Source organism: Meiothermus sp. (assembly GCF_037443965.1).
GTDB lineage: Bacteria > Deinococcota > Deinococci > Deinococcales > Thermaceae > Meiothermus.
Genome location: NZ_JBBINI010000052.1, coordinates 1 through 8850 on the forward strand (window position 1 = coordinate 1; position 8850 = coordinate 8850).

At 61.4% G+C, this 8850-nt stretch carries 10 protein-coding genes and 1 pseudogene; 10 read left to right on the forward strand and 1 reads right to left on the reverse strand.

Annotated elements, in window-relative coordinates:
• Positions 1-312: 312 nt before the first annotated feature.
• From WKI89_RS17035 to murQ, 5 genes are read left to right on the forward strand one after another with little or no spacing between them, the layout of a single operon-like run.
• Positions 313-1044 (forward strand): sugar ABC transporter permease, encoded by a 732-nt coding sequence (locus WKI89_RS17035; protein WP_337871575.1) that lies wholly within the window; start codon positions 313-315, stop codon positions 1042-1044.
• Entirely contained in the window at positions 1041-1895 is an 855-nt protein-coding gene (locus WKI89_RS17040; protein WP_337871576.1) for a carbohydrate ABC transporter permease, read from the forward strand. Before WKI89_RS17035 ends, WKI89_RS17040 begins: the two co-directional genes overlap by 4 nt.
• Before the next feature lie 13 nt (positions 1896-1908).
• On the forward strand, positions 1909-2598 hold the full coding sequence (locus WKI89_RS17045; RefSeq protein WP_337871577.1) for an N-acetylmannosamine-6-phosphate 2-epimerase: 690 nt from the start codon (positions 1909-1911) through the stop codon (positions 2596-2598).
• Between the two features lie 2 nt (positions 2599-2600).
• Positions 2601-3482, forward strand: coding sequence for a BadF/BadG/BcrA/BcrD ATPase family protein (locus tag WKI89_RS17050; RefSeq protein WP_337871584.1), 882 nt, complete (start codon positions 2601-2603; stop codon positions 3480-3482).
• Between the two features lie 12 nt (positions 3483-3494).
• Complete coding sequence (gene murQ / locus WKI89_RS17055; RefSeq protein ID WP_337871578.1) at positions 3495-4391, forward strand: N-acetylmuramic acid 6-phosphate etherase; 897 nt, start codon at positions 3495-3497, stop codon at positions 4389-4391.
• Here murQ and WKI89_RS17060 read toward each other — a convergent pair.
• A complete protein-coding gene (locus WKI89_RS17060; protein ID WP_337871579.1) occupies positions 4388-5047 on the reverse strand; it encodes a GntR family transcriptional regulator in 660 nt (219 codons plus the stop codon). The genes murQ and WKI89_RS17060 overlap by 4 nt on opposite strands.
• A gap of 73 nt (positions 5048-5120) precedes the next feature.
• Here WKI89_RS17060 and WKI89_RS17065 point away from each other — a divergent pair, with 73 nt between their 5' ends.
• From WKI89_RS17065 to WKI89_RS17085, 5 genes and pseudogenes are all read left to right on the forward strand, one after another.
• Positions 5121-5468 (forward strand): UxaA family hydrolase, encoded by a 348-nt coding sequence (locus tag WKI89_RS17065; RefSeq protein WP_337871580.1) that lies wholly within the window; start codon positions 5121-5123, stop codon positions 5466-5468.
• The gene (locus tag WKI89_RS17070) at positions 5468-6646 is read left to right on the forward strand and encodes a UxaA family hydrolase (protein ID WP_337871581.1); all 1179 of its coding nucleotides are present in this window, start codon (positions 5468-5470) and stop codon (positions 6644-6646) included. Before WKI89_RS17065 ends, WKI89_RS17070 begins: the two co-directional genes overlap by 1 nt.
• 3 nt (positions 6647-6649) lie before the next feature.
• Positions 6650-7576 carry a hydroxyacid dehydrogenase gene (locus tag WKI89_RS17075; protein WP_337871582.1) on the forward strand — a complete coding sequence of 309 codons (927 nt, stop codon included), beginning with the start codon at positions 6650-6652 and terminating at the stop codon, positions 7574-7576.
• The gene (locus WKI89_RS17080; RefSeq protein WP_337871583.1) at positions 7573-8571 is read left to right on the forward strand and encodes an Ldh family oxidoreductase; all 999 of its coding nucleotides are present in this window, start codon (positions 7573-7575) and stop codon (positions 8569-8571) included. The genes WKI89_RS17075 and WKI89_RS17080 overlap by 4 nt, the downstream gene beginning before the upstream one ends.
• Positions 8568-8850: pseudogene (locus WKI89_RS17085) on the forward strand (ABC transporter substrate-binding protein); the annotation flags it as partial. The gene WKI89_RS17080 and the pseudogene WKI89_RS17085, both read left to right, overlap by 4 nt.

An 8850-nucleotide genomic window follows, 5' to 3' on the forward strand; every position in this document is an offset into this window, starting at 1 on the left:
GGCCCGGTCGTTTGCAGGTTTCCTGGCGCGGGTGAACCTGATTCTGCTGGTGCACAACCTCATCCGCAGCCGTCTTCTGCTCAGGATGGCGGGGGTGGAAGGGTAGACTGCAGGTAGCACACGAAGGGATGTGGAGATACCCTCATGCGCTTCCAACGAAATCTGTGGTTGATAATCTTTCTCACCCCAGCGCTGTTGCTGATGGTCATATTTACCCTCTGGCCCGCGGTAGCAGCGCTAGGGTATAGCCTTTACTCTTGGACCAGTTTCAATCGAGAGGAGTTTGTAGGGCTAGAAAATTTCCGTAAACTTTTGTCGTTTCCTTTTCGCGACGATTTTTTAGAGGCCATGCGCCACAACGTACTGGCTTTTATCGGCTTGATGGTGATTCAAAACGGACTGGGACTGGCTTTGGCCTATGCGCTTTGGAAGCAGCCTCCCTTGATGCGCTTTTTCCGGGCTACCGTGTTCTTGCCGGTGATCTTGTCGCTGGTGGTGGTCGGCTTTTTGTGGAAGCTGTTTCTCGATCCCTTGATTGGCCCCATCACCAAACTGGCCAATATGTCCGGGATTGCCTCCTTCGCCCCGCTAGGAGACCCGGCCTGGGCTTTGTTTACCCTTATCTGTGTCAATGCTTGGCGCTGGGTAGGCTTTCCTACCCTGGTTTTTTTGGCGGGTATGAACGCCATCCCAGAGGATTACTACGAGGCGGCACGCCTGGATGGGGCCAGCGAGTGGCAGGTTTTCCGCCAGATCATGCTGCCGTTGTTGGCACCCGCTTTCACCACCATCATCATCCTGACCTTTATTGGCTCGATGGAGTGGTTCGAACTGCCCTATGTGATGGCCGGGGTGAGCGGTAATCCTGGCGGTGCGACCGATACCATGGCCCTGATGTTTTATCGCCTGGCCTTTGGAGCGGCTTCTGAGGCCACTTCCAACGTGGGGGTAGCGGCGGCCATCAGCGTGATTTTGTTTGTGATTGTGGGAGTTGGCTCAGCGATTGGAGCCTTGTACCTGCGGCGGCGGGAGGTGGAAATGTGAACCCGTCTCGCTCGTCCAACGCTTGGCGCAGGCTGGGGCCTAGCGGCATCTTTCTGTTCGGTCTGCTGATCCTAAACGCCCTGGGGGTAATTTTGCCGTTGCTCTTAATGCTTATCTCGGCCATCAAGCCCACCCCCGAAATATTCGCCTCACCCTTTGCCCTGCCCCAGACCTGGAGTTTGGATAACTTTGCCAAGGTTTGGGAATCGGGGCGGTTTGACCTGTACTTCCGCAACTCTATCCTGATTACCGTCGGGGCCGAAATACTTATCTTGGGATTCAGTGCGATGGCAGGTTACGCCCTAGGGCGCTTTAAGTTCCGCCTCAACGATGCCATCTACGTGTTCTTTTTGGCGGGCCTGATGTTCCCGGCCAAACTGGTACTGGTACCGCTCTTCGTGCAACTCAAGGAGATGGGCCTGATCAACTCGCACTTTGGCCTCATTCTGGTCTATGCTGCAGGCGGTATCCCAGCGGCAGTATTTATCCTGACCGGCTTTTTTCGGGCCTTGCCTTCCGACCTCGATAATGCTGCGCGTATTGATGGGGCCAGTGAATGGCAGGTGTTTTGGAAGGTGATGCTACCGCTGGTGCGTCCGCAACTGGCGATTGTGGCCATCTATACGGCCATCCCGATCTGGAACGACTTTCTGCTGCCGCTGGTGTTTTTGCAAGATCCCACCCTCAAAACCGTGCCACAGGGCCTGACGGTGTTCTTTGGTGAATACGCAACCGACTACGGCCCTCTATTTGCAGGCCTGACCTTGGCAGCAATGCCTTTGATTCTTTTGTACTTGCTTTTGTCGGAGCAGTTCATCAAAGGGCTGACAGCAGGGGCTACGAAAGGGTAAAGGGGCTGGAGTCATGCAAGAAGTCAGAGGCCAGGGGATGGGGGGGCTGGTTTTTCCCTCCCTAATCGTGTCGTGTCAGGCAAGGACCGACAACCCACTACACGGCCCGCAGTTTATGGCTGCGATGGCGCTGGCGGCAGAGCAAGGAGGCGCGAAGGCCATTCGTGCCAACGGGCCTGAGGACGTGCGGGCTATTCGGGCAGTGACGACCCTGCCCATCATTGGCATAAACAAATGTTGGATGCAGGGGTATGAGGTCTATATCACCCCCGACTTTGCTGCTGCCCTGGAGGTCGCCGAAGCTGGGGCAGATGTGATTGGGCTGGATGCAACGATGCGCCTCCGCCCCAAAGAATCACTGGCCGAGCTGATCACACGGATTCATGATCTGGGGAAGCCGGTGTTTGCCGATGTTTCGACGTTGGAAGAGGGTGTGGTTGCGGCTGGATTGGGTGCGGATTTTGTAGCGACGACCCTGGCAGGTTATACGCCCTACTCGCGCAAGACTGAAGGGCCCGATTTTGAGTTGCTTGGGCAATTGGTAGAGGAGCTAGACGTGCCCATTGTTGCAGAGGGTCGCTTCTGGACACCCGAAGCGGTGTCTCGAGCCTTTGAGCTTGGCGCCAGCGCAGTGGTGGTGGGCACTGCCATCACCAACCCCCGCGAAATCACCCGCCGTTTTGTAAAGGAGGTTCCGGCTTGAACGTGCTTGGGATTGATGGCGGGGCCAGCAGCAGCAAGTGGGTGGTGCTAGACGCTCAGGGCGGGGTGGTGGCCCAGGGGCGGGCTGCTCCGGTCATTGGACACCTCTTCAACGATGAAATGCGGGTCGAGGTGTTTGCCGCTTTGGATGCTTTGCTGGCAGAGGTCAAACCCCATGCACCTGTTGCGGTGGTCGCAGGCATTACGGGTCTAGACGCGGGAACCAAAGAAGCCCAGCAGATGAGCGTTCATATCCAGCAGACCCTGGGTTTACCTGTCCAGCGGGTGCGTGTCCTTAACGATATGGACCTAGCTTACCGGGCCCATTTCGCCCCTGGGGAGGGGATTGTGGTCTATGCCGGAACCGGCTCGGTGGCCTACAGCATCGCCCTGGACGGCACGGTCTACCGCGCAGGTGGGCACGGTTTTCTGATTGGCGACGAGGGGGCCGGGTTCTGGATAGGGAAAACCGCGCTGCGACAGGTGCTGCATTGGCAGGATGCCGGGGTGGATGCCGCCGCGTACCCGCTGGCCCAGCATCTGTATAGGGCGCTGGGGGGCCGCGACTGGCCGCACATTCGCGCGCATGTGTACGGGGGTGGGCGGCAAGCCGTGGCCGCGTTGGCTCCGGCGGTGGGCCGGGCTGCCGAAGACGGAGATGAGACCGCAACCCAGGTTTTGCTTCAGGCCGGACGCGAACTGGCCGACCTAGCCCTCACCCTGCGACACCGCTTGGGTTCGCTGCCGGTGGTACTTTGTGGGGGCGCTTTGCAGGTTAGCCCCCTCATCGAGCAGGGAGCTCGAGAACTGTTGGAAGTAACGGTTCAATATACTTCCAGCGCCGAAACTGCTGCCCGTATGGCCCTGGATTTGCACCATTCATAGACGAGCCTGATTATGAAAAAACTTCTGGCTACCGAACAAATTAGCGAAGCCCACCACGACCTCGAGACCCGCTCTACCCTACAAATCGCACAGACTTTGGTAGACGACCAGCTTTACGCAGTTCAGGCAGCCCAAAAAGCAGTACCTCAGATTGTCAGCGCTGCCGAGCTTGCAGCCGAGCGAATGCGGCAGGGCGGGCGCTTGATCTATGTGGGAGCCGGAACCAGTGGGCGCCTGGGGCAATTGGATGCTTCGGAACTCCCGCCCACCTTTTCCTGGCCGCGTGAGCGGGCCTTGGCCTGTATTGCAGGGGGCCAGGAGGCCCTTTGGCAAGCGGTGGAAGGTGCCGAAGACGATTTTGAAGCGGGCAAGCGCGATGTGCTGGCGCTACAGCCCACCCCCCATGACGTGGTGATAGGCATTGCGGCCTCGGGCACCACGCCCTATCCGCTGGGGGCTTTTGCAGCGGCTAGGGAAGTGGGCGCTCTGACCATCGGGATTACCAACAACCCCGATACCCCCATCGTGCTGCAAAGCGAGGTCGGAATCGTATTGGAAACCGGCCCCGAGGTGATCTCGGGTTCGACCCGCCTAAAAGCCGGAACCGCCCAGAAGATTGCCCTTAACACCTTTTCTAGCACGCTGATGGTGCGGTTGGGCAAGGTCTACGGCAACCTGATGGTGGATATGCAGGCCACCAATGCCAAGCTGGTAGCGCGGGCGATCCGCCTGACTGTGGTGGCCACAGGGGCTACCGAGGCTGCAGCAAAAACGGCGCTGGAAGCTTGCGGCTATCGCGTCAAAACTGCTATTGTTATGATCAAAAAAAACTTGGGCGCAGAGGCGGCCCAGGCCTTGTTGAATGGTGTGGACGGGAATGTGCGACGAGCCTTAGAGGCTTCGCCTTAGCGATTTGTTCGGCTCATTAAGAAGTGTTCCAGAGCCTGTCCGGCATTTCGAACATGGGTGCGCATGGTAACCTCTGCCGCTTCGGGATTCTTATCCCGTACCGCTTGCAAAATAGCCTCGTGCTCGGCTCGGGACTTGGGCAAGCGGCCCGGAATGGCCGCCGAACTGTTGATGAGCATACGAATTTGCCCATCTATGGTCTCGGCAGCGGCCAGCAAGCGCTTGCTACCCGAAGCTTCCCAAAGGCATCGGTGGAAGGCTAGGTCGAGGTCGCCATAGGTCTCGATGTCGCGCCTATCAGCCGCTTCGCGTTGTTTGTTGAATAGCTTTTCCAATTTCTTCACCAACACCTTGCCTGCGTTTTCGACAGACAGCCGCGCCGCCAGCCCTTCCAGCACCTCGCGCAGGCCGTAAATTTCGCGCACATCCTCGAGGCTCGGCTCCAGCACAAAATAGCCCCGGTGCGGCACCGCTAGCACCAGTCCTTCGCGCTCGAGCGCCGACAGCGCCTCCTTGACCGGGGTGGGGGAGAGACCCAGGTCTTCGGCCAGCACCCGCACGACCAATTTCTGGCCTGGGGGAATCTTTCGCCCCAGAATGGCCTGCCTGAGCGCCTTGTAGGCTTCGCGGTTCAGGGTAGTTCGTGTCAGAGCCATATTTGCTGGTAATTCTAACACATTGACCACAAAAGATTTTAGATATAAAATCTTGCAGAAACCAAAGGAGGAAATGGTGGCACATAGAGCCCTAGCTCATAAAAGTACCGATGATGTGGCGGTGGCGGTGGCCGACCTGAAAGCGGGTGAAGAACTCAACATCCAGAGCCTCGAGGGCGGTGGGTCGCACAAAATCAAACTGCTGGAGGACGTTCCTCTGGGTCACAAAATTGCGCTCAAAGATATGCCGTCTGGCCATGTGGTCATCGAGTATGGCGAGAAGGTGGGCAAGATGACCAAGGCAGTAAAGCAGGGTGGTTATGTACACGTCCACAACATCCGGACGCTGCGCTGGGATTACGGAAAGCAGGGGGCTAAAAGCAAAGCTACCCCCTCCAAGTCCAAGAAAGGGGGCAAGTGATGGCTAAGAAAACTGCCCCTAAAGCCGTGCGGATCACCGGCTACCGCCGCCCGAACGGGGTAGTGGGGGTGCGGAACCACGTCCTCATCCTGCCGGTGGACGACCTTTCCAACGCCGCCGCTGAGGGGGTGGCCCGGCTCATCGCCGGTACCACGGCCCTGCCGCACCCCTATGGGCGCTTGCAGTTTGGCGCTGACCTCGAGCTCACCTTCCGCACCCTTTCGGGCCACGGGGCCAACCCCAACGTGCACGGGGTGGTGGTGATCGGCATCGAGCCTAAGTGGACCGACCGGGTGGCCTCGGCCATTGCCAAAACCGGCAAACCGGTGGAGACCTTCTCCATCGAGCGCCACGGCGATCTCAACGTGATCAACGCAGCCAGCCGGGTGGCCTACCAGATGGCCCAGGACGCCTCCGAGCTCAAGCGCGAGCCCATCCAGGTCTCCGAGCTGGTGCTCTCCATCAAGTGCGGTGAGTCCGACCCCACCTTAGGGTTGGCTGGTAACAAGGCCCAGGGCCGGGCAGTAGACCGGCTGGTGGACATGGGGGCCTCGGTCATCTTTGGCGAGACCTCCGAGCTCACCGGGGGCGAACACCTGATTGCCAACCGCTGTGCCACGCCCGCCCTCAAGCGCAAATTCATACAGATCTACAACGACTACATCCGCATGATTGAGGCCCAGGGTGTTGACCTGCTGGGCTCCCAGCCCACCGAAGGCAATATCCGCGGTGGTCTTTCCACCATCGAGGAAAAAGCCCTGGGCAACATCCAGAAAACCGGTACCCGCCCCATCCAGGCGGTGCTCGACTACGCCGAGCCGGTCAAGCCGGGCCAGGGCCTGGTCTTCATGAACAGCTCTTCGGCTGGGGCCGAGCAGGTAACGCTGTGCGCGGCGGGGGGTAGCGTGTTGCATTTCTTCACCACCGGACAGGGCAACATCGTGGGACATCCCCTGATTCCGGTTATCAAGGTCTCGCCCAACCCCATCACCTGCAGCACCATGAGCGAGCACATTGACGTCAAGCTGCCGGATCTGCTGGTGGGCGATATCAACCTCGACCAGGCCGCCGACCGCATCTTGGAGGTCTTCGCCCGCACCGTCAATGGCCGCCTGACCGCGGCTGAGCTCCTGCGGCACAACGAGTTTGTGATCACCAAGCTCTACCCCAGCGCCTGAACCATGATTGTGGTTTGCGAGTTCATCACACCCAGTGGTCTGCAGCGCCTGCAGCAAAGCGGCCTCGAGGTGCACTACGACCCCAACCTCTGGAAAGACCGCGAAGCCCTCAAGGCCCGGCTGGCTGGGGCCAGCGCGCTGATCGTGCGCAACCAGACCCAGGTCAATGCCGAGCTGCTGGCCGCCGCGCCCCGGCTGCGGGTGGTGGGGCGGCTGGGGGTGGGCCTGGACAACATCGTGCAGTCCGACCTGAAGGCCGCTGGGGTTCAGCTCTACTTTGCCCGGGGCATCAACGCCAATGGGGTCGCTGAGTATGTAATGGCCGCCATGCTGCACCTGGCCCGCAACATCGCGGGGGCAGCGGCCCATGTGGCGGAGGGTGGCTGGAACCGCGCGGCCTTTGGGGGGTTCGAGCTCTCGGGCAAGACCCTGGGCCTGGTGGGCCTGGGCGAGGTGGGGCTCAGAGTAGCCCGGCGGGCCCGGGCCTTTGGTATGCGGGTGGTGGCCTCCGACCCCATGCGCCTGCCCTGGGAGAGCGCGGTGGAAGACCTGGGGATCGAGCTGGTCTCGACCTCGGAGGTGCTGCGGCGGGCCCAGTTCCTCTCGCTGCACGCCCCGCTGACCCCCGAGACCAAAGAACTGATCCGGGCCGAGACCCTGGCTACCATGCCCAGGGGCAGCTTTCTCATCAACACCGCCCGGGGCGAGCTGGTGCAGCAGGCCGACCTGGCGGCTGCCCTGCGCTCGGGCCACCTGGCCGGGGCGGTGCTGGACGTGGTTGACCCCGAGCCCCTGCCCCCCGAACACCCGCTGCGGGGTGTGGAGAACCTGTGGATCACCCCCCATGTGGCCGGCCTGACCGCCGAGGCCCAGGAAGCGGTGGGGTTGCGGGTGGCCGAGGGGGTTTTGAACCTGCTGGGGGTGGCATGAGGGTTCCTTATCCCATACTCAAGCAGGTGGTCTCGAGCCACTTCCAGGGCCTGGGGCTGGCCCCGGATCAGGCCGAGGCCTTCGCCGAGGTGATTCTCGAGGCCGAGCTCGAGGGCAACCTGGGGCACGGCCTGACCCGGATTGCCCAGTACACCGCGCAACTCCAGGCTGGTGGGCTCAATCCCCGGCCGCAGATGCGTTTAGAGCGCACCAAACCCGGCGTTGCAGTTCTCCATGCCGACGGCGCACCGGGGCCGGTGGCCGGGCTCTTTGCAGTGCAGGCGCTGGCCCCGATGGCCAAGGAGCAGGGGAGCGCCGCGCTGGCCGTGCGGGGCGCGGGGCATTCTGGGGTGCTCTCGGCTTACGTGGGCCGGCTGGCCCAAGAGGGCCTGGTGGCCCTGGCCTTTGCCAACACCCCCCCAGCCATAGCCCCTGGGCCGGTGCTGGGCACCAACCCCATGGCCCTGGGCGCACCAGCCGAGCCCCAGCCGGTCATCATTGATACCTCCATCTCGGTGGTGGCGCGGGGTAAGATCATCGCCGCGGCCAAAAAGGGCGAGCCCATCCCAGCGGGCTGGGCGCTCGACAGAGAGGGTCGCCCAACCACCGATGCCCAGGCTGCGCTGGAAGGCTCGCTGCTGCCGATTGGCGAGGGCAAGGGATTCGCCCTGGCGGTGCTGGTGGAGGTGCTGGCCGGGGCCCTGGCGGGCGACGTGCTCTCGCCCGAGCTACCCCTGCCCTGGATGCCCCCGGAGCAGGCCGCCAAGCCGGGGCTGCTGCTGCTGGCCTTCGACCCCGCTGCCTTTGGCACAGGCTACGCGGGCCGGGTGGCCCAGCTCATCGAGGCTCTTAAAGCGGCCGGAGGTCGGATTCCCGGTGCACGCCGGGCCGCTTTACGAGAAAAAGCACTCACCGAAGGCGTGGAGGTTAACGCGACGCTTCAGGCCGAACTCGGTACACTAGGCGTGCAGCTACAAGGAGGAGGGACTACATGAAGAAGTTGTTTTGGCTACTGGTCGCTGTGCTGGTGATGTCTACTGCGCTGGCGCAGCAAACCCGCTTGCGGGTGTTCGTGGGGGGGCAGCAGCGCCCCGATATCATGCGCAAAATTCTGGACATCTACCAGCAGCGCAACCCAGGGGTGCGGGTGGAGATCGAGGTGGGTGGGGCTACTTCCGATCAGCAGCAGCAGTACCTCACTACCGTGCTGGCCTCGCGCGACCCCTCGATTGACGTGATTCTGATTGACGTCATCCGGCCAGCCCAGTATGCGG